General features: G+C 72.8%; 14 protein-coding genes and 3 tRNA genes. 10 read left to right on the top strand and 7 right to left on the bottom strand.

Going from position 1 to position 20,006, the window contains the following annotated elements:
- Positions 1-90 precede the first annotated feature (90 nt).
- Positions 91-696: a hypothetical protein gene (locus tag GFH48_RS27150; RefSeq protein ID WP_153290750.1), complete on the top strand. Its 606-nt coding sequence runs from the start codon at positions 91-93 to the stop codon at positions 694-696.
- Here the strand turns inward: GFH48_RS27150 and GFH48_RS27145 are convergent.
- From GFH48_RS27145 to GFH48_RS27135, 3 genes are all read right to left on the bottom strand, one after another.
- Positions 677-1,588, bottom strand: a complete 912-nt coding sequence (locus GFH48_RS27145) for an ATP-grasp domain-containing protein (protein WP_153290749.1) — start codon at positions 1,586-1,588, stop codon at positions 677-679. The genes GFH48_RS27150 and GFH48_RS27145 overlap by 20 nt on opposite strands.
- A gap of 71 nt (positions 1,589-1,659) precedes the next feature.
- Entirely contained in the window at positions 1,660-2,877 is a 1,218-nt protein-coding gene (locus tag GFH48_RS27140) for an MAB_1171c family putative transporter (protein ID WP_153290748.1), read from the bottom strand.
- A 6-nt stretch (positions 2,878-2,883) separates the two neighbouring features.
- Positions 2,884-3,423 (bottom strand): toxin-antitoxin system, toxin component family protein, encoded by a 540-nt coding sequence (locus GFH48_RS27135; protein ID WP_153293130.1) that lies wholly within the window; start codon positions 3,421-3,423, stop codon positions 2,884-2,886.
- 571 nt (positions 3,424-3,994) lie between these two features.
- On the opposite strand from GFH48_RS27135, the gene GFH48_RS27130 reads away from it, so the two are divergent.
- From GFH48_RS27130 to GFH48_RS27110, 5 genes are all read left to right on the top strand, one after another.
- Positions 3,995-5,563 (top strand): acyl-CoA synthetase, encoded by a 1,569-nt coding sequence (locus GFH48_RS27130; protein ID WP_153290747.1) that lies wholly within the window; start codon positions 3,995-3,997, stop codon positions 5,561-5,563.
- Positions 5,556-6,896, top strand: a complete 1,341-nt coding sequence (locus tag GFH48_RS27125; RefSeq protein ID WP_153290746.1) for a carboxyl transferase domain-containing protein — start codon at positions 5,556-5,558, stop codon at positions 6,894-6,896. Before GFH48_RS27130 ends, GFH48_RS27125 begins: the two co-directional genes overlap by 8 nt.
- Positions 6,897-7,690: 794 nt before the next feature.
- Complete coding sequence (locus GFH48_RS27120; RefSeq protein ID WP_153290745.1) at positions 7,691-8,728, top strand: rod shape-determining protein; 1,038 nt, start codon at positions 7,691-7,693, stop codon at positions 8,726-8,728.
- A gap of 64 nt (positions 8,729-8,792) precedes the next feature.
- Complete coding sequence (locus GFH48_RS27115) at positions 8,793-10,337, top strand: GAF domain-containing sensor histidine kinase (RefSeq protein ID WP_153290744.1); 1,545 nt, start codon at positions 8,793-8,795, stop codon at positions 10,335-10,337.
- A gap of 176 nt (positions 10,338-10,513) precedes the next feature.
- Positions 10,514-11,263 (top strand): SDR family NAD(P)-dependent oxidoreductase, encoded by a 750-nt coding sequence (locus GFH48_RS27110; RefSeq protein WP_153293129.1) that lies wholly within the window; start codon positions 10,514-10,516, stop codon positions 11,261-11,263.
- Between the two features lie 736 nt (positions 11,264-11,999).
- On the opposite strand, the gene GFH48_RS27105 is transcribed toward GFH48_RS27110, so the two are convergent.
- From GFH48_RS27105 to GFH48_RS27095, 3 genes are all read right to left on the bottom strand, one after another.
- Positions 12,000-12,073: transfer RNA gene (locus tag GFH48_RS27105), tRNA-Ile, on the bottom strand.
- 165 nt (positions 12,074-12,238) lie between these two features.
- A tRNA-Asn gene (locus GFH48_RS27100) sits at positions 12,239-12,311 on the bottom strand.
- Between the two features lie 5 nt (positions 12,312-12,316).
- Positions 12,317-12,389, bottom strand: a tRNA-Asn gene (locus tag GFH48_RS27095).
- A 146-nt stretch (positions 12,390-12,535) separates the two neighbouring features.
- Between GFH48_RS27095 and GFH48_RS27090 the strand changes: the two genes are divergently transcribed.
- The 4 genes from GFH48_RS27090 to GFH48_RS27075 all read left to right on the top strand — a co-directional run bounded on the left by GFH48_RS27090 (position 12,536) and on the right by GFH48_RS27075 (position 18,313).
- A complete protein-coding gene (locus tag GFH48_RS27090; protein ID WP_153290743.1) occupies positions 12,536-12,841 on the top strand; it encodes a YtxH domain-containing protein in 306 nt (101 codons plus the stop codon).
- A gap of 152 nt (positions 12,842-12,993) precedes the next feature.
- A complete protein-coding gene (locus GFH48_RS27085) occupies positions 12,994-14,448 on the top strand; it encodes an FGGY family carbohydrate kinase (protein WP_153290742.1) in 1,455 nt (484 codons plus the stop codon).
- A gap of 203 nt (positions 14,449-14,651) precedes the next feature.
- Positions 14,652-16,385: an ABC transporter ATP-binding protein gene (locus GFH48_RS27080; RefSeq protein ID WP_153290741.1), complete on the top strand. Its 1,734-nt coding sequence runs from the start codon at positions 14,652-14,654 to the stop codon at positions 16,383-16,385.
- Entirely contained in the window at positions 16,385-18,313 is a 1,929-nt protein-coding gene (locus GFH48_RS27075; protein ID WP_153290740.1) for an ABC transporter ATP-binding protein, read from the top strand. Before GFH48_RS27080 ends, GFH48_RS27075 begins: the two co-directional genes overlap by 1 nt.
- Before the next feature lie 323 nt (positions 18,314-18,636).
- Here GFH48_RS27075 and GFH48_RS27070 read toward each other — a convergent pair whose 3' ends face one another.
- Positions 18,637-19,929 carry an RNA polymerase sigma factor gene (locus GFH48_RS27070; RefSeq protein ID WP_153290739.1) on the bottom strand — a complete coding sequence of 431 codons (1,293 nt, stop codon included), beginning with the start codon at positions 19,927-19,929 and terminating at the stop codon, positions 18,637-18,639.
- Between the last annotated feature and the right edge of the window lie 77 nt (positions 19,930-20,006).

The following is a 20,006-nucleotide window of genomic DNA, read 5'->3' as shown; positions in this document are numbered from 1 at the left end:
TGGGCGGCAGCGAGGTGCCGGGGGCTGGTTTCGACCGGTGGGGACGGCGAGGCGCACGGACCGTACGCGGGTGCGCCCCGATGCGCGACCATGGACCCCATGCCCGCCAAGCGACCCGCCGGCCCCTTCACCCCGCTCGACTTCCAACTGGTCCTGCTGCGCCGCATGGCCGACCACAACCCGGACCTCGTCGACGACGCGCGCCGTGAACTGGGTGTCTCCCTCGCGGACATGCGCGAGGCCAATCGGCGCTGGCAGGCCATGCTGCACGCCCCGCGCTCCCGTTCCGCCGCCCACCGTTACCGCTCGGTCCTCGGCACCCCGGAGTCGGTCACCCCGCGCCGGATCGGCGACCTCGCCTGCGAGGCCCTGCTGTGGCCCGTCCCCCTCTGGCCGGATCTGCGCTTCGAGGTTCTCGCCCTGGCGAACGGGGTGGTCTGGAACGAATGGCTGGTCCGCGCACCGGGTGCCGCCGCTCCGGTGCTCAGGACCCTCGACGACCTGACCCCCTGGTCCTGCACGGTCGACGAGGCCGCCCGCGCCTTCGCACCCGCCCGGCCGCTGGAGGGCACCGCCCCCACCCGCTGGGGGCTCGCCCTCACGGCCCCGGACGCGTCCGGGGTACGGCGGGAGTGCGCGGCCGAGTTCACCTGGGGGCTGTTGCAGCGGGTGGCCGTCAGCGGGCGGCCCGGATGATCGCCTCCGCGACGACGGGCACCGACTCCGGGTGCAGCCGGAGGAAGAGGTTGGGTTCCACCAGTTCCAGTTCCATGACGCACGGCTGTCCGTCGTCGCCGTCGACCACGTCGACCCGGGCGTAGAGCAGGGCATCGCCGTCCGGGCCGTCCGGTACGGCGGCCAGCGCGCGCTCGGCGACGGCGAGTTCGGCCGGCGCCGGCTGCCAGACCTCCAGCCGGGGGTGCGGGACCTTGTCCGCGTCGTACGCCGTGCCGGGCGCGAGGACGGCGCCCTTGCGGGCGGCGTGCAGGAAGCGACCGCCGAAGAACTGCAGCGCCCGCTCGCCGGCGGTGTCGACACCGCGCAGATAGGGCTGGACCATCGCGGTCAGCCCCTTCTCGTGCATACGGGCGAGGTGTCGCAGCGCGGTCTCCCGCTCCTCGGGCCGGTAGCGGGCGGCGAGCCGCGCGCCCGCGCCCGACGTGGGCTTCACGACGTACTCGTGGCCGTCGGGAAGGTCTGCGGGGTCGCCGGGCGCGAGGTAGCGGGTCGGCACGGTCGGTACCCCGGACGCGGCCAGTTCGCCGAGGTAGCGCTTGTCGGTGTTCCACCGCACGACCGCCGCCGGATTGGCCAGCCGGGTGAGCTTCGCGACCCGCTCGGCCCACGCCACGAACTCCGCGACCCGCCAGCTGTAGTCCCAGGTCGAACGGATGACGACGAGGTCGAAGTCCGCCCAGTCGGCCGCCGGATCGTCCCAGTACACGATCTCGGCCCGCGCCCCGGCGTCGTCCAGGGCCCCCTTCAGCACGGGCAGGTCCCGGTCCGCGCTCGCCGTGCCCTCCTCCGGCCGATAGGTGGCGAGCGCGATGCGGGGGCGGGCGGCTGTGCGGGCCACGGCGGACTCCATCCTCGTAACGTCTGGTCTCCGGGGAGGCTACAACCGCCTGTGCGGCCCGGGTTCCCGCGGGGGCCCGGGGCTCATCGGGCCGGGACGCGCTCGGCCGGGACGGCCGCGACGGCGCGCACCGCCCGGATGTCCCCGGGGCGGCGCAGGGCCCGGGACACGGCCTCGATCTCCGCCAGCAGGTTCCCGGTGTCCGGGTCCACGAGCAGAGCGGTGACGTCGTCCCGGCGCGTTCGCCTCCCGGTCCTGACGGCGTCCTGCACCGTCACCGCGTGGGCGAGCGCCCGCGCCCGGCCGGCCTCGAACCCCAGGGCGACCGCCGCCTCGTACGCCGTGCGCCGCCGGTCCTCGTCGAGGAACCGGGCGAGATGGAGCAGCGCGTCCCGGATGAACGTCTCCCGGCGCATCAGGCGCAGTTCCGGGGTGGCCCGGAGCCTGACCGGGGCGCGCCCACCCACGACCGTCCGCACCAGCCGGTACAGGGGCCGCAGCCGCCAGAGGCCGAGCCGGGTGCGCGCACGCCGGTGCAGGTACTGGCCCGCGTGCGGCAGGATGAAGCCGACCGCGATCAGGACGGCGGAGAGGGAGGCCACCGGCGGGGCCAGTGCGGTGCTGAGCCAGTCCAGGTCGTGGCCACTCCAGCGGGCGCCGACGGCGACGGCCTTCGTGGCGTCGTAGACCAGGTTCACCGTGTAGCCGACACCCAGGAACTTCAGCCCGCCGCGCAGCCACACGTCGAGTCCGTCGGTACGGATCCAGTTCCAGATCAGCTTGGACGTGATCAGGCAGGCCCCGGTGTGCGCGAGCAGATAGAGCACGATCAGCTCGCGCATGAAGGGCGTGCGGGCGTAGTACGTGTCGAGGTCCCGGATCCGCTCGACGGGCGCGTCGGCGAGCGCGAACAGGACCCACAGCGCGACGATCACGCCGGCGTAGGCGCCGACGATCCAGCGGGTGGCGCGGCGGGTGGCCCCGGAACGGTCGGTGGCGCCGCCCCGCCAGGTGGTGATCATCAGCAGGCAGGATCCGCCGAAGGCGGTGACGAGGCTGTAGAGCAGGGGCGCCGAGATGTTCGGTACGCCGGTGACGCGGTTGGTCCAGGTGATCGTCGGCGGCGCGGCGCAGACGAAAACGGCGCAGGCGAGGACGAGGAGGCCGCCGACGGCTCGAAGGAGCGGGTCCTTCCAGAGTGTGACGATGCTGGGCAGCTTGATGGCGAGGGCGGCGGCGAGGACCGCGATCGGTATCCAGAAGGAGATGTAGATCCCGGCGAGGAAGTGGGAGGGATCCATCGCGGGTCAGTCCTGGGGACCGCGGTAGCCCAGGGAGGCCTGGATGGCGCGTCCGACCGGGTCCGCGGGGCCCTGCGGGCGGGAGCCGGTCACCCAGGAGCGGAAGACGCTCGCGAGGTGGAGACCGAAGTCCTCGGCCTCGGCCTCGTCGGCCTCGTGCGAGCCGTTGCGGGCGGCGACGGTGAGCGCGATCTCCTGCCAGCGGGGGTCGTCCGACAGGGCGCGGGCGGCCGCAGCGCCGGCGAAGTGGTGGTGGGAGTGGGCGTGACCGGCCGACATGTGCCACAACTCGTGCCCGAGGATGACGAGTTGCTGGACCGATTCGGCACGCTCCTCGACGATGACGAGGTCGAAGTCGTGGAACTCCATCCACAGACCGGTGACCTCGATCTCGTCGGGGAAGCGTTCGAAACGGAGCTGGACGGGCCTGCCGTCACGGCGCCGGCTCATCTCCTCGCAGAGCGCTCCGGCCAGTTCCCGTACGTCGACGGGCGTGTCGAGTCGCCTCTTCAGGGTCCGGGACAGCTCGACCGCGAGGGCGCGCATCTCCGAGTCGGCCCTGCGCGAGAACAGTGCCGCCGCGCGCTTCCGGACCCGTCCGGCCCGTCCGGCCGTCCTGCCCGTCACACCGCTCGCCGCACTCCGCGTCACTCCGCTCTCCGCCCCGCTCCTCGCTCCGTCGCGCAGTCGACCCGTCGCCCGGTGATGCCGTCGTGGCGGTTGACCCCTCAAATTGTCGTGCCGTGGGCGAGACTACGGGCCCGGATCGCCCCACGCCATGGTTTTCCGCACGGTCGTTCCCGGTTCGGAGACGACGTGACCACCCCCGGCCCGGACGTCCCGGCGCGCGTGCCGGTGAGACACCCTCGTCCGGGGCTCCACGCGCGTCCTGGTGCGGGTTCGGGTGCCGGCGACGGCGTACGCGGCGGTGCGGTTCCGGATGCCGGCGACGGCGCGCGCCGCGGTGCGGGTCCGGGTGCGGCCGCCCGTGCGCCGTCCGGTGTGATCTGCCTCGCGCTCGGCCTGTCGCGGGCTCCGGCAGGTTTCCCGCGCCCTGGTGTAGGAACGGTTCTGACTGTCACCGGCAGAACGTCCCTACTGGCAAGGAGCACCTCGCGTGTCCTCCCTCTTTCCGGCCCTGGTCAGCGGTTCGACCGCACGGCGGCCCGCCCTACGCTTCGGCGACCGGTCCCTGACGTACGCGGAACTCGCCGCCTCGGCGGGCGCGCTGGCCGCGCGCCTCGAAGGCCGGGAACGGATCGCCGTGTGGGCGACGCCGTCCCTGGAGACGGCCGTCGGGGTGGTGGCCGCGCTGCTCGCCCGGGTGCCCGCCGTGCCGCTCAACCCCAAGTCGGGCGCGAGCGAACTGGGGCACATCGTGTCCGACAGCGCGCCGTCGCTGGTGCTCGCCGGAGAAGGCGACGACCTGCCCTCGCCCGTACGGGAGTTGGAACGCCTCGACGTCGTGACGCACCCCGCCGGCGAAGTCGTGGCCCGGTACCCCTCCGAGCCGGACGACCCCGCCGCGCCCGCCCTCGTCGTCTACACCTCCGGCACCACGGGTCCGCCCAAGGGCGCCGTCGTCCCGCGCCGCGCGATCGCCTCGACCCTGGACGCGCTGGCCGACGCCTGGCGGTGGACGGGCGACGACGTGCTCGTCCACGGGCTGCCGCTCTTCCATGTGCACGGGCTGGTCCTGGGCGTCCTCGGCCCGTTGCGGCGCGGCGGGGCGGTGCGGCACCTGGGGCGGTTCAGCGCGGAGGGCGTGACGCGCGAGCTGAACGCGGGGGCGACCATGCTGTTCGGGGTGCCGACCATGTACCACCGGCTCGCCGAGGCGCTGGAGGGGGACGCGGAACTGGCCAAGGCGCTCGGCCGGGCGCGACTGCTGGTCTCCGGTTCCGCCGCGCTGCCGGTCCACGACCACGAGCGGATCACGGCGGCGACCGGGCGGCCGGTCGTCGAGCGGTACGGCATGACCGAGACCCTCATGAACACCAGCGTCCGGGTGGACGGCCCGGCACGGCCCGGGACCGTCGGGGTGCCGCTGCCCGGCGTCGGACTGCGACTGGTCGAGGAGGACGGTTCGACACTCGCCTCGTACGACGCGGACGGCACCCCGACCGGCTCGTACGACGCCGGGGGCAACCCCACCGGCGCCTACGACGGCGAGAGCGTCGGCGAGATCCAGGTGCGCGGGCCGAACCTGTTCACCGAGTATCTGAACCGGCCCGACGCCACCGCCGCCGCGTTCACCGCGGACGGCTGGTTCCGCACCGGTGACATGGCGGTGCGCGACGCCGACGGCTGCGTACGCATCGTGGGACGCAAGGCCACCGACCTCATCAAGAGCGGCGGTTACAAGATCGGCGCCGGTGAGATCGAGAACGCGCTGCTCGAACACCCCGCCGTGCGTGAGGCCGCCGTCACCGGGGAGCCCGACGACGACCTGGGCGAGCGGATCGTGGCCTGGGTGGTGACGGGGGACGCTCCCGCCCCGGGCCTCGACCGCGAACTCGCCGACCACGTCGCCGGCCGGCTTGCCCCGCACAAGCGCCCGCGCTCGGTGCGGTTCCTCTCCGCGCTGCCCCGCAACGACATGGGCAAGATCCTGAAGCGGGCGCTCCCTGACGCCCTCGCGGACTCGCGCCCGCGCACCGGCCCGAGCGACGTCTCGCATGACTGACCGCCTCCCGGCCCGCGAGGCCATCGCCCTGGTCACCGACGGGTTCACCGAACTCCGGGTCCCGATAAGACATTTCAGGCCCGATGGCCCGCTGGCCTGGCAGGGGTACGACGAGGCACGCTCCAGGGCCGCCGCCCGCACCGGCGAGGACGAGTCCGTCGTCTGCGGCAGCGCGGTCGTCGGCGGGACCCGGGTCGCGCTGATCGCCTTCGAGTTCGGCTTCCTCGGCGGCTCGCTCGGCGAACGCACCGGTGATCGTCTGGAGGCCGCGTACACCCATGCCCGGGAACACCGGCTGCCGGTCGTCTCGCTGGTCGCGACGGGCGGCAGCCGGATGCAGGAGGGCATGCTCGCGCTCACCCAGCTCCAGCGGGTGGCCCGGCAGTCGGCGCTGACCCGGGAGGCGGGGCTGCCGCAGATCGCGGTGGTCCGGGACCCGACGACGGGAGGCGGCTGGGCGACGCTGGGCGCGGGTTCCGACGTGACCCTGGCGCTGCCCGGCGCCCAGGTGGGCTTCGCCGGCTCCCGGGTCCGTCCGCCCGGCGCGGACCCCGCCGCGTACACGGCCGAGGCCCAGGTGGCGTCCGGCGCGGTGGACGCCGTCGTACCGGAGGAGTCGTTGCGGGAGACGCTGGCGCTGTGGCTGGCCCTGCTCAGCGCCCCCTCCGCCGAGGCCGCGCCGGTGCCGGCCGCCCTCGGCGCGCCCGGCCTGCCCGCCACCGGCCGGGATGCCGTCGACCGTGCCCGCTCTCCCGAACGACCGCGTGCCGAGGCCTACTTGGACGCCTACTTCAGCCGCCGCGCGGCGATCAGCGGCGACCGCTGCGGCGGCACCGACCCGGGTGTGCTGTGCGGGTTCGGCTCCGGGCCGAAGGGGCGGACGGTCGCGTACGCGGCGCAGTGCGGGACCGCGACCCGGCCCGCCGGGTACCGCACGGCGGCACGGCTGATCCGTCTCGCGGGCCGGCTCGGCGTCCCGGTGCTGACGCTGGTGGACACTCCGGGGGCGGCCAACGACGCGCGGGCCGAGCGGGAGGGCGCGGGATCGGCGATCGCGGACCTCTTCGCCGCGGTGGCCACCGCCCGCACTCCCGTCACCACGCTGGTGATCGGCGAGGGCGGCTCGGGCGGCGCCCTCGCCCTGGCCGCGCCGGACAACACGTGGGCCACGCCCGACAGTTATTTCTCCGTCATCGCGCCGGAGCTGGCGGCCGCGATCCTCAAGCGTCCCGCGAACGAGGTGCGCGCCACGGCGGACCAGCTCCGCATCCGGCCCCAGGACCTGCTGGACCTGGGGGTCGTGCGGGGCATCGCGGACCACGCGGGGAAGTGAACACGCCGGATCCCTCCCGGGGGGGGAACCGGGGCCGCCCGCACCGTGCCCGCGAGGTCGGTGCCGACGTCGTACGCGCGGTTGATCATCGGCAGATGGGTCCAGTGGTCGTCGGGGGTGGCCGCGGACCGCACGGTCTGCTCGGAGCGGCCCGGAAAGGCGCCCTGGCCGCTTCCGGTCCGGCCGGCCCCTCGCGGCCCCATCGCCGGCGGTCCGGGACAAGACGGGAACAGCCGCGAAGAGCCGGGAGGAGTCGTGGAAGGCCGGGCCTCGGCACGACTCCCACCGGGCCGAGGAGCGCCACGGGTTGCGGGGACGGGCGACATCTGGTCGCGCGCCGGGAAGCGGGACCGGGGCCGCGCGGGACCGGTCCCCCCCACCTCCCGTCCGCTCCCCGGCCGCCCTTCCTCCGCCCTGTCACCCCGCCGGGTCCGTGGGCGGCGAGTCCCCGGTCGACGGGTCTCCGGTCGGCGGATCTCCGGTCGGCGGATCTCCGGTCGGCGGGTCTCCGGTCGTCCGCCGGTGGTCGTCCGACGCCGGTCCGCCGGCGGTCGGGCCTCCGCCGCGTCGGGGTCTCCGCAGGGTCGGCCCTCCGGTCCGCCGGTCCCCCGGTCCCCCGGTCCGCCCGCCGGGCGATCACCGGACACTGGCCGGCGTCACCCGTCCGGCGTCACCCGTCCGGCGGTACCCCACCCGGCCCTCTTCGGAAGGCGCCCCGGGCCTGTGGAGCGGACGATGCGAGAAGGGACCGCCAAGAGGCGGAGCCCGACGGTCTGCTCTCGGGAGGACCCGCCATGACCGCCAGTCTGGAGCAGCTGCGCCGCTGCCACTTCGCCGTCGACCTGGGCGCGGCCAGGACACGGGTGTATGTGAAGGGCGCGGGACTGGTCGTCGACCAGCCGAGTGTCGCCGCGATCAACACGAAGAACGGCGCGCTGATCGCGGTCGGTGAGTTCGCGGAGAAGATGACCGGCCGGACCCCCGACTACATCCGCGTGATGCGGCCGGTCTCCGGCGGCACGGTCGTCGACATCGAGATGGCCCAGCGCATGCTGCGGCAGCTGCTCGGCGACAAGGTGCGCCGCACCCTGCGCCGCAAGCCGAGGCTGCGCGCCGCCGCCTGCACCCCGCACGACGCCGACCCGCTGGCGCAGCGCGCGACGATCGAGACGCTCGTCGGGCTCGGGGCGAGGCGGGTGGAGCTCGTCGACACGCTGATCGCGGCGGCGGTGGGCTGCGGGCTGCCGGTCGAGCGGCCCGAGGCCACCATGATCATGGTGTGCGGTGCCGCCGCCACCCAGGTCGCCGTGCTCTCCCTGGGCTCCATCGTGACCGCCGAACGCATTCCGGTGGGCGGCGAGGCCGTCGACCGCGCGATCGTGCAGCACCTGCGCCACCAGCACGAGCTGATGCTCCCGTCGCAGTCCGTACGACCGCTGCAGCTCGCCCTGTCCGGCAACGGGCTCACCCCGCACGGCCCGACGTCCACGGAGATCCACGGGCGGGACGTGGCGACCGGCCTCGCCCGTTCGGTGCAGGTCGACACCGCCGCCGTACGCGACGCCATCCAGACCCCGCTGACCGCCGTGCTCGACGGGATCGGGAAGGTGCTGCGGGCCTGTCCGCCGGATCTGGTGGCCGACCTCGCCGACCGCGGGATCATGATGGTCGGCGGGAGCGCGCTGCTCCCGGGGCTCGACCAGATGCTGCGGCACGCGACGGGCATGCCGGTGCACATCGCCGAGCGGCCGGACGTGTGCGCGGTGCAGGGCCTCGGCTACATGCTGGAGGGCAAGATCGAGCCGCTGACGCTGGAGCCGCTGCCGGGCTGACGGCCGGCGCGCCCGGGACCGGTCGATCCCCGTCCCCCCGTCCCCCGAGCTCCGAGGGGCCCGTATGACCGACCCCGTCCCCCGGCTGCCGGCCCTCCTGGAAGCAGTGCTGTGCGTCGGCTCCGACCTCGAACTGCGGGCCACGCTCCAGCACATCGTGGATGCCGCCGCCGACCTGACGGGGGCCCGGAGCGCGGCGCTGGACATCACCGATCCGGGCGACGCCGGACTGCTGGAGATCCGTACGGCCCGGCCGCCGTCGGCCGGCCCTGACCGGCACCCCCGCGAGCGGCCCGCCGACGCGCTGGGCGTCCCGATCCTCGTCGACGACGCGGCCTTCGGGAACCTGTACGTCGCCGGGAGGCGTGGCGGTCCGTTCACGGATGAGGACGAGCAGCTGCTGCGGATGCTCGCGACCCAGGCCGGCGTCGCGATCGGCAACGCCCGGCTGTACGAGACGGCCCGGCAGCGCGAACGGTGGATCGAGGGCGCGGCGGCCGTCACCACCGCGCTGCTCACCGGAGAGGACGCCGCCGACGCGCTGACGACCGTCGCCGAGCGGGCCCGGATGCTCGCGGACGCCTCGGCCGGCCTCATCCTTCAGCCCACGGCGGAGGGCGGCATGAAGATCGTGACCGCTGCCACGCCCGCCGCCCCCGGTGGCCCCGCCGCCGCCGGTGACCCCGGTGACATCGTCGGGACCACGATCGAGCCGGGCAGCCCCCTGCTGAGACATCTCCTGGCCGGCGAACCGGTGTTCATCGACGACTCCGCGACCGACCCGCGGCTGACCACGCACGTACGCCACCGGTTCGGGCCGAACATGATGCTGCCGCTGCAGTCGGGCGGCCGGCTCATCGGCACCCTCGTCCTGCCCCGGGACCGCGGCGGCCGCCCGTACAGCGAGGCGGAGCGGCTGCTCGCCGCGCAGTTCGCCTCACAGGCCGCGCTGGCGCTGGTCCTCGCGGACGCCCAGCACAGCCGGGAGCGGCTCGCGGTCTACGAGGACCGCGACCGGATCGCGCGTGACCTGCACGATCTGGTCGTCCAGCGGCTCTTCGCCACCGGCATGATGCTGGAGTCCACACAGCGGCGCAGCTCCGGGGCGGCCGAGGCGGAGCTGCGCGAGATCCTGGGCCGGGCCGTCGACGAACTGCAGTCCACCGTCCAAGAAGTGCGCACCGCGATCTTCGCCCTCCAGCAGCCGCCCGCCGACGCCCCCACCACCCTGCGCGGCAAGGTGCTGCGCGAGACGGCGAGCGCCGCCGCGGCCCTGGGTTTCCAGCCGTCCACCCGTTTCACCGGCGCGGTGGAGGCACTCGTACCGGAGCCCGTCGTCGGCCACCTGCTCACGGCCCTCCGCCGGGCCCTCACCTCCGCCGCGCGCCGCCCAGGGGTGTCCCGCGTCGAGGTCACGGTGGACGCGACGACGAGACTCCCGGACGGGCGGCCCGGGGTGCGGCTGACGGTGTTCCACGACGGCGGTACAGGAAAGGGCGGCATGGTGGACGACGGCGCGGAGGAAGGGGACACGAACCAAGGGGAGACGAGCGAAGGGGACACGGACGGCGGTACGGGCACGACGGTCGTGTGGCAGTCGCCCCTGTGAACCCCCGGCCGGTCGGCCATTACGCCAACCGCGCTTTTCCTCCCGCCTCTTGACGCTCCTCTCCGGCCTCCGTACCGTCACCTCTCGCATACGTGGATATGACCACCATTCACATCCGCGGACATGTGGGAGACAAGACGAGCAGGACACAGGTCAAAGGTGAGGACGGGGTGGCCATGACCCAGCGGCGCGTGGTGGTGTCCGGTGGCGGCACCGGGATCGGCCTGGCGACGGCGGAGGCGTTCGCCGCGGACGGGGACCGGCTGGTGCTCCTCGGCCGCCGCGAGGAGGTGCTGCGCAAGGCGGCCGACGCGCTGAACGGACGGTTCGGGGAGTCGACGGCGACCTGGTGCGCGGCCGACCTCGCCGATCCCGAACAGGTCGGCACGGTACGGGACTTCGTCACGGCGGACGAGACCCCGGTGGACGTGCTGGTGGCCAACGCGGGCGGCAACGCGGCCGCCGCGCACGACGGCACCCTCGCCTCCATCGCGGACGGCTACCGCCGCAACTTCGACGCCAACGTCCTGACCGCAGTACTGCTCACCGAGGCCCTGCTCCCCCACATCCGCAGGCCCGGCGGCCGCGTCGTACAGCTCTCCTCCATCGCCTCGCTGCGCGGCACGGGGTCGTACGGCGGCTCCAAGGGCTGGATCAACACGTACACCTACGACCTCGCCCAACGGGTCGGCCCCGAGGGCATCACGGTCAACGCGGTCGCCCCCGGCTTCGTCGGCGACACGGAGTTCTTCGGCGACCGCGCGACCCCGGAGTTCGTGGCGTCGCGGGTCGCGCAGTCCCTGACGGGGCAGCCGGGTCACCCCTCGGAGATCGCGGCGGCCGTCCGGTACGTCGCGTCACCCGAAGCGGCGTATCTGACGGGGCAATTGCTGCACATCAACGGCGGGGCGGCGCTGGGCCGCTAGACGGCCCCGCCCTCCGCACGGCGTTCCGGCCCCTCCGCCCGCCCCGTGACGCTCCGGCCGCCCGCCCCGCCGGGCGGCCGTTCGGACAGCCCCGTCACTCCCGGACCGGCACGGGGGTGGATCAGCCCGCTCAGCAGGTCCGCCGGACGGCAAGTCCGCCGGACAGCAGGACAGCAGATCAGCCGGTCCGAGCGGACCCTGAGCCACCGGGAACAGCGCGTGCCCGCTCCGGTCCACTCCAGCCCTCTCCGGCGCTCTCCGCCCCTCTCCGGCTCCGCTCCGGCCCCCTCCCGCTCCGTTCCGGACTCTCCGGCTCCGCTCCGGCCCCCTCCGGCTCCGTTCCGGACTCTCCGGCTCCGCTCCGGCCCCCTCGTGGACGGTTCACGCGCCGGCCGCTCCCACCGGCGTCCGCCGCGATGTTCCGGGTATCGGGACGCCGTGTTCACCGGTCGGGGTGGGCCCGGCCGCGCCGGCCCCCGCGGGAGGTGGGCCCGGCCGCGCTCCGGACGGGCGTGGACGTGAGTGGATCAGAATCACCCGGCCGGTGTTGCGCACACCGTCGCCGAAGGCCGCGCGGCCGCCCACGGAGGTCTCCGGACCGTCGGCCGGCCGTCCGCGCGCGGCGGGGGCACCTGATCCTGGTCCGGATGGATGAATGCGGGCCGTCGTCTCGGGGCTGCGACGCCCCTCACCGCGTTTCCACAGATAGAAACGGTTCTGCTACGCAGGCACTGGGTGGGGCGGGTGGGACTCGAACCCACGGCCGACGGATTATGAGTCCGCTGCTCTAACCGGCTGAGCTACCGCCCCTTACGGCGCGTCGCGCACATTTGTGCGCGCCGTCTGCCGCAGCATAGCCGCTCATACGATCTCCTGCTTCGGATGGTCGGCAACGCATGACCATGAGGACTTCGGTGCCGGTCACGCGGTTCCCCCGGACATGAAAAAGGACCCCTGAGGGGTCCTCTTCCGTTGCTCTCCCGACTGGACTCGAACCAGTAACCTGCCGGTTAACAGCCGGCTGCTCTGCCAATTGAGCTACAGGAGATCGAGCTCCCCCGACTGGACTCGAACCAGTAACCTGCCGGTTAACAGCCGGCTGCTCTGCCAATTGAGCTACAGGGGATCGCACTCGTTGCATCGAACGCATCTACCTGGGTATTCGCCAGGGGGCGTGCGCTCGCTGCGACACATACATTAGCGCAAGCAGGGGGGTGCTCCGCCAATCGGTTCCCCCCGCACCGATGCCGAGGCAAGGGAAGGGTGGCCGTCATGCGCTACCGGCTCACATTCGTCGCCGGACTGGCCGTGGGTTACGTGCTGGGCACACGCGCCGGGCGCGAGCGCTACGAGCAGCTGAAGAAGTCCGCGCGGCAGCTCGCGCAGAACCCCGCGGTGCGCAACACCGCCGAGACCGCCGCCCAGCAGGGGCGCCAGGCCGCGGGCAAGGCGTACCACGCGGTGAGCGAGAAGATGGGCGACCACGTGCCCGCCTCGGTGACCCAGCGGGTCCGCTCCCTGCGCGAACGGAACACCAACGGCGCCGGCGAGGACGACTGGGGCACGACCAACACCTGAGCCCCCGAACGGCCGTATCGCCCGAAAGGTCCGGCGCGAGAGGCGTCGGACCCCTGGCACCGGCGCCTCAGAGGCCCCCGGGAACCCGCCTTCACCAGGGGTGACACCCGGCCCGGCGCGCTCACCTCCCGCGGTACGGCAGAATTTCCACCATGGGGATAGTCGCCGGGTTGGACAGTTCACCCGATTTCACTCGCATCGTCGTCTGCGACACGGACACGGGCGCCGTGCTCAGGCAGGGGTATGCGCCGCACCCGGTGGAGAGCACCGAGGGCGGCGGCCGGCCTTCCGACGTCGATCCGCAGGCGTGGCTGCTGTCCCTGGGCGAGGCCGCCGGCGGCGGCCTGCTCGAAGGCGTGCAGGCCATCGGCGTGTCGGCCCAGCAGAACGGGCTCGTCCCCCTGGACGCGCAGGGCAACACGGTGCGCCCCGCTCTCGTCGGCGGTGACAAGCGGGCCCAGGTGGCCGCCGCCGACCTGATCGACGCGCTCGGCGGGCGCGAGGCGTGGGCCCAGGCCGTGGGCTGCGTCCCCCAGGCCGCGCAGCCGGTGACGAAACTGCGCTGGCTGAGCAGGACCGAACCCGACGCGGCCCAGCGCACCGCCCTGCTGCTCCAGGCGCACGACTGGCTGGTGTGGCAGTTGCTCGGCCGCCCGATGCGCCGGACCACCGACCGCGGCGGGGCCTCCGGCACCGGCTACTGGTCGGCGGCGACCGGCGCCTACCGGCCGGATCTCGTCGATCTCGCGCTGGGCCACCAGGCCACGCTGCCCGAGGTGCTCGGCCCGTCCGAGGCCGCCGGCACCACCCCCGAGGGCCTGCTGATCTCGGCGGGCACCGGCGAGACGATGGCGGCGGCCTTCGGGCTCGGCATCGGGCTCGGGGACGCGGTCGTCTCCCTCGGCGCCTCCGGGTCCGTGATGGCCGTGCACACCGAGGCGCTCGCCGACCCCTCCGGCATGATCACCTCCCTGGCGGACGCGACCGGTCTCCATCTGCCGGTGGTGACGACCCTGAACGCCGTACGGACCCTGCGCGGCGCCACCGAACTCCTCGGCCTGTCCGACCTGGAGAGCCTGTCGGAGCTGGCGATGAAGTCCACGCCGGGCTCGCACGGACTGGTGCTGCTCCCCTATCTGGAGGGTGAGCGGACCCCGAACCTGCCCCACACGGCGGGCACGCTCTCCGGGCTGCGGCGCGAGTCGATGCGGCCCGAGCACCTGGCGCGGGCCGCCTTCGAGGGCATGCTGTGCGGGCTCGCGGACGCCCTCGACGTCCTGCGCGGGCGGGGCGTGGACGTCCGGCGTGTCTTCCTGCTCGGCGCCGCCGCGGAACTCCCGGCCGTACAGGCCGCGGCGCCCGCGCTGTTCGGCGCGCAGGTCGTCGTACCGCAGCCCGCGGACTACGCGGCGCTCGGTGCGGCCCGTCAGGCGGCCTGGGCACTCGGCGTGTCGCAGGGCACCCTCGACCCCCGGCTGCCACCCGTCTGGCAGGGTGCGGTCGCCCAGGTTCTGGAGCCCGGCGAGGAACTGGCGGTGGGCCAGGCCGTACGGCAGCAGTACGTCTCCGTACGGGAGCAGACGCATCCTGGGGCGTTTCGCGCCTAGCCGCGCGCAGGGGGGCACACGGGGGAACCGGGTGCGCGGTGAAGTCCCGTGAGGGCCGCGGACGTAGGTCCGAAGGTCCGGTTCCGGTCGGCTCTTGGTCCGCTCTTGGATTAATCGGTTGGGGTAACGCGGGTCGGGTGTCCGACGATAGGGGGTGGTGCACACCCGACCGTGCCGCCGTCGACGACTCCGAGAGAAGCCGCGTGCTCATACGACTGCTTCGGACCTACCTCAGTCCGTACAAGAAACCCATCTCCCTCCTGGTGTTCCTGCAGTTCCTGCAGACCTGCGCCACCCTCTACCTGCCGACCCTGAACGCGCACATCATCGACAACGGCGTGGTCAAGGGGGACACGGGATACATCCTGTCCTTCGGTGCCCTGATGATCGGGATCTCGCTGGTCCAGGTCTTCTGCAACATCGGAGCCGTCTACTACGGCGCCCGGACGGCGTCGGCCGTCGGCCGGGACATCCGCGCGGCCGTCTTCGACCGGGTGCAGTCGTTCTCGGCGCGCGAGGTCGGCCATTTCGGTGCCCCGTCACTGATCACCCGCACCACGAACGACGTGCAGCAGGTGCAGATGCTGGCGCTGATGACGTTCACCCTGCTGGTGTCGGCTCCGATCATGTGTGTGGGCGGCATCGTGCTCGCCCTCGGCCTGGACGTGCCGCTGTCGGCGATCCTGGTCGCCGTCGTACCCCTGCTCGGCATCGGCGTGACGCTGATCGTGCGCAGGCTGCGCCCGCTGTTCCGGACCATGCAGGTGCGCCTGGACACCGTGAACCGCGTGCTGCGCGAGCAGATCACCGGCAACCGTGTCATCCGCGCCTTCGTCCGGGACGACTACGAGAAGGACCGCTTCCGGGGCGCCAACACCGAGTTGACCAAGATGTCCCTGGCCACCGGCCGGATGCTCGCCCTGATGTTCCCGATGGTCATGACCGTCGTGAACCTCTCGTCGATCGCCGTGGTCTGGTTCGGTGCCCACCGCATCGCCAGTGGCGGCATGCAGATCGGTGACCTCACCGCGTTCCTCGCCTATCTGATGCAGATCGTGATGTCCGTGATGATGGCCACCTTCATGTTCATGATGGTGCCGCGCGCGGAGGTCTGCGCCGAGCGCATCCAGGAGGTCCTGGACACCTCCTCCAGCGTCGTGCCGCCCACCGCGCCCGTCCTGGAACTGCGACGACACGGTCATCTGGAGATCCGCGGGGCCGGGTTCCGCTACCCGGGTGCCGAGGAGCCCGTGCTGAAGTCCATCGACCTGGTGGCGCGGCCGGGTGAGGTGACGGCCGTGATCGGGTCGACGGGCAGCGGCAAGTCGACGCTGCTGGGTCTGGTCCCCCGTCTGTTCGACGCCACCGACGGTCAGGTGCTGGTGGACGGCGAGGACGTGGCGTCCGTGGAACCGCAGTTGCTGGCCAGGACCGTCGGGCTCGTCCCCCAGAAGCCGTACCTGTTCGCCGGCACGGTGGCGAGCAACCTGCGCTACGGCAATCCGGACGCGACGGACGAGGAGCTGTGGCACGCGCTGGAGGTGGCACAGGCCAAGGGCTTCGTGGAACAGCTCGACAACGGTCTGCACTCGGCGATCGCGCAGGGCGGCACGAACGTGTCGGGCGGTCAGCGCCAGCGCCTCGCGATCGCGCGCACCCTCGTGCAGCGCCCGGAGATCTACCTCTTCGACGACTCCTTCTCGGCCCTCGACTACGCCACGGACGCGGCGCTTCGGGCCGCGCTGTCCGAGGAGACCGCCGAGGCGACCGTCGTGATCGTCGCCCAGCGGGTGTCGACCATCCGTGACGCCGACCGGATCGTGGTCCTCGACGAGGGCCGGGTCGTCGGCACCGGACGCCACCACGAACTGATGGCGGACAACGAGACCTACCGGGAGATCGTGCTCTCCCAGCTGACGGAAGCGGAGGCCGCCTGATGGCCGGGCCCATGGGACGCATGATGGCCGGGGGCGGCCCCGATCAGCGCTCGCTGGACTTCAAGGGATCCGGTAAACGGCTCCTGGCGCAGTTCAAGCCCGAGCGCGTCACCCTGTACGTGATGCTGTGCGCGGTCGTGCTGAGCGTGGGGCTCTCGGTGGTCGGGCCGAAGATCCTCGGCAAGGCCACCGACCTGGTCTTCGCGGGGATCATCGGACGGCAGATGCCGGCCGGGTCCAGCAAGGCGGAGGTTCTCGCGGGCATGCGCGCGCGGGGCGACGGCGGCATGGCCGACATGCTCTCGGGAACCGACTTCACCCCGGGCAAGGGCATCGACTTCGGCGCGGTCGGCGACGTACTGCTGCTCGCGCTCTGTACGTTCCTGGTGGCCGGCCTGCTGATGGCGGTGGCCACACGCCTGGTGAACCGGGCCGTCAACAAGACCGTCTTCCACATGCGTGAGGACCTGCAGGCGAAGCTGTCGCGCCTGCCCCTCTCGTACTTCGACAAGCGGCAGCGCGGCGAGGTGCTCTCGCGGGCCACGAACGACCTCGACAACATCCAGCAGACGCTCCAGCAGTCGATGGGCCAACTGGTCAACTCGCTGCTGACCATCGTGGGTGTGCTCGTGATGATGTTCTGGGTGTCGTGGCTGCTGGCGCTCGTCGCGCTGGTCACCGTCCCGATCTCCTTCTTCGTCGCGACCCGCATCGGCAAGCGTTCGCAGCCGCACTTCGTGCAGCAGTGGCGCGTCACCGGCAAGCTCAACGCGCACATCGAGGAGATGTACACCGGGCACACGCTGGTGAAGGTGTTCGGACGCCAGGAGGAGTCGGCCGCTCAGTTCGCGGAGCAGAACGAGGAGCTCTACGAGGCGGGTTTCAAGGCGCAGTTCAACAGCGGGGTCATGCAGCCGCTGATGATGTTCGTGTCGAACCTGAACTACGTGCTGGTGGCGGTGGTCGGCGGACTGCGGGTCGCGTCGGGCTCGCTGTCGATCGGTGACGTGCAGGCCTTCATCCAGTACTCCCGGCAGTTCTCGATGCCGCTGACGCAGGTCGCGTCGATGGCGAACATGGTGCAGTCCGGGGTCGCGTCGGCGGAGCGTGTCTTCGAGCTGCTGGACGCGGAGGAGCAGGCGGCGGATCCCGTGCCGGCGGCCCGTCCGGACGAGTTGCGCGGGCGGGTGGCGCTGCAGAACGTGTCCTTCCGCTACGACCCCGAGAGGCCGCTCATCGAGGACCTCTCCCTGAAGGTGGAGCCCGGACACACGGTGGCCATCGTCGGCCCGACCGGCGCGGGCAAGACGACGCTGGTGAACCTGCTGATGCGCTTCTACGACGTCACGGGCGGCCGGGTCACGCTCGACGGCGTCGACATCGCGTCGATGTCCCGGGACGAACTGCGGTCCGCGATCGGCATGGTGCTCCAGGACACCTGGCTGTTCGGCGGCACGATCGCGGAGAACATCGCGTACGGGGCCTCGCGCGACGTGACCCGCGGGGAGATCGAGGAGGCGGCGCGGGCGGCTCACGCGGACCGGTTCGTCCGGACGCTGCCGGACGGCTACGACACCGTGATCGACGACGAGGGGAGCGGGGTCAGCGCGGGCGAGAAGCAGCTGATCACCATCGCACGCGCGTTCCTGTCCGATCCGGTGATCCTGGTGCTCGACGAGGCGACCAGCTCCGTCGACACCCGCACCGAGGTGCTGATCCAGAAGGCGATGGCGAAGCTCGCGCACGGGCGGACGTCGTTCGTGATCGCCCACCGGCTCTCCACGATCCGGGACGCGGACACCATCCTCGTCATGGAGGACGGGTCGATCGTGGAGCAGGGGGCGCACGCGGAACTGCTCGCGGCCGGTGGGGCCTACGCGCGGCTGTACCAGGCGCAGTTCGCCCAGGCGGTGGCCGAGGTCGACTAGCGGGAGCGGGGGCGGAGGAGGGGCGCGGGGCGCGCCCGTCGCCGCCCCTCCCCGCTCCCGCGGCCGTCGGGTCCGGCGCTCCGTCCGGTGGGCGGGGCGCTCCGGACCGGCGTCGCGGTATCGCCGCGTCGGAGTCACGGCATCGCGGCTTCGACTCGGCATCGCGGCAGCACCGCGTGGGAATCACGGCATCGCGGCCTCGACTCGACATCGCGGCAGCGCCACGTCGGCATCGCGGCTTCGGCTTCGGCTTCGGCTTCGGCTTCGGCTTCGGCTTCGGCTTCGGCTTCGGCTTCGGCTTCGGCTTCGGCGGAGGAGACCCGTCAGTCGAGGTAGCCGCGCAGTTGGTCCGCGAAGGCGTGGTCCCGCAGTTTGTTGAGGGTCTTGGACTCGATCTGGCGGATGCGTTCGCGTGTCACGCCGAAGATGCGGCCGATCTCCTCCAGGGTGCGGGGGCGGCCGTCCGCCAGACCGTAGCGGAGCTGCACCACCTTGCGTTCCCGCTCGCCGAGCGTGGACAGGACCGCCTCCAGGTGCTCGCGCAGGAGGAGGAACGCGGCGGACTCGACGGGCGACGCCGCGTCGCCGTCCTCGATCAGGTCGCCCAGCGCCACGTCGTCCTCCTCGCCCACGGGGGCGTGCAGGGACACCGGCTCCTGGGCCAGGCGCAGCACTTCGCTCACCCGCTCGCTGGGGAGGTCGAGGTGGGCGGCGACCTCCTCGGGCGTGGGTTCGTAGCCGCGTTCCTGCAGCATGCGGCGCTGCACGCGGACCACCCGGTTGATCAGCTCGACGACGTGGACGGGGACCCGGATGGTCCTGGCCTGGTCGGCCAGCGCCCGTGACATGGCCTGCCTGATCCACCAGGTCGCGTACGTGGAGAACTTGTACCCGCGGGCGTAGTCGAACTTCTCGACGGCCCGGATCAGGCCCAGGTTTCCTTCCTGGACGAGGTCGAGCATGGTCAGGCCGCGGCCCACGTAGCGCTTCGCCACCGAGACCACCAGCCGCAGGTTCGCCTCGATCAGCCGGCGCTTGGCCATCCGGCCCATGACGACCAGTTTGTCGAGGTCGAGGGCGAGTTGGCTGTCCAGGTCGGTGGCGAGCCGCAGCCTCTCCTCGGCGAAGAGACCGGCCTCCACCCGGCGGGCGAGTTCGACCTCCTCGGCCGCCGTGAGCAGCGGGATGCGGCCGATCTCCCGCAGGTACTGACGGAACAGGTCGGAGGAGGGGCCGCCGGTGTCCGCGGTGCGGGTGCGCAGCGGCTCCACGGGTTCGGGGGCCTCGGTCTCGACGTCGACCGCGTCCGGGGGCGGCCCGTCCGGCTCGGGCGGGGCCTCCTCCGGCTCCGCCTCGGGGTGGTGCGCGGCACGGCTCTGCGGGGGGAGCGCCGCGACGGCGCCGGGCTCCGTGTCCGTGGGATTGTCGGTCTGCGTGAGGGTCTGGGTCTGCACGGGGGCGACCTCCAGGAATGTCGCTGCTGAGGCGTGCGGCAGCGGTACGTCGGGGATGGGGGCGGCGGCCTCGCCGCTGTCCATCCCGTAGTCGTTTGGCGGAACGGCGGGTATCGGGAACCCGCCGCGTGCGGGTCGGCCGCGCTCCGAGGACTCAGGCACCGGAACCCAGTGTGGAGTACGACACATCGCCGCCACGAGGGGCGTGCGGTGACTTTTTGCGTCCGGTGCGTGACCGC

This window comes from Streptomyces fagopyri (assembly GCF_009498275.1).
GTDB classification, from domain to species: domain Bacteria; phylum Actinomycetota; class Actinomycetes; order Streptomycetales; family Streptomycetaceae; genus Streptomyces; species Streptomyces fagopyri.
Note: the sequence above shows the minus strand (reverse complement) of the source record. Positions and strands in the feature narration are given on the sequence as shown.

What these genes read in the sequence shown, in the direction of transcription:
- GFH48_RS27090 (WP_153290743.1), top strand. Translation starts at nt 12,536, where the DNA reads ATGCGCTACCGGCTCACATTCGTCGCCGGACTGGCCGTGGGTTACGTG.
- GFH48_RS27115 (WP_153290744.1), top strand. Translation starts at nt 8,793, where the DNA reads ATGACCGACCCCGTCCCCCGGCTGCCGGCCCTCCTGGAAGCAGTGCTG.
- GFH48_RS27145 (WP_153290749.1), bottom strand. Translation starts at nt 1,588, where the DNA reads ATGGAGTCCGCCGTGGCCCGCACAGCCGCCCGCCCCCGCATCGCGCTC.
- GFH48_RS27075 (WP_153290740.1), top strand. Translation starts at nt 16,385, where the DNA reads ATGGCCGGGCCCATGGGACGCATGATGGCCGGGGGCGGCCCCGATCAG.
- GFH48_RS27135 (WP_153293130.1), bottom strand. Translation starts at nt 3,423, where the DNA reads ATGCGCGCCCTCGCGGTCGAGCTGTCCCGGACCCTGAAGAGGCGACTC.
- GFH48_RS27125 (WP_153290746.1), top strand. Translation starts at nt 5,556, where the DNA reads ATGACTGACCGCCTCCCGGCCCGCGAGGCCATCGCCCTGGTCACCGAC.
- GFH48_RS27140 (WP_153290748.1), bottom strand. Translation starts at nt 2,877, where the DNA reads ATGGATCCCTCCCACTTCCTCGCCGGGATCTACATCTCCTTCTGGATA.
- GFH48_RS27110 (WP_153293129.1), top strand. Translation starts at nt 10,514, where the DNA reads ATGACCCAGCGGCGCGTGGTGGTGTCCGGTGGCGGCACCGGGATCGGC.
- GFH48_RS27085 (WP_153290742.1), top strand. Translation starts at nt 12,994, where the DNA reads ATGGGGATAGTCGCCGGGTTGGACAGTTCACCCGATTTCACTCGCATC.
- GFH48_RS27120 (WP_153290745.1), top strand. Translation starts at nt 7,691, where the DNA reads ATGACCGCCAGTCTGGAGCAGCTGCGCCGCTGCCACTTCGCCGTCGAC.
- GFH48_RS27150 (WP_153290750.1), top strand. Translation starts at nt 91, where the DNA reads ATGGACCCCATGCCCGCCAAGCGACCCGCCGGCCCCTTCACCCCGCTC.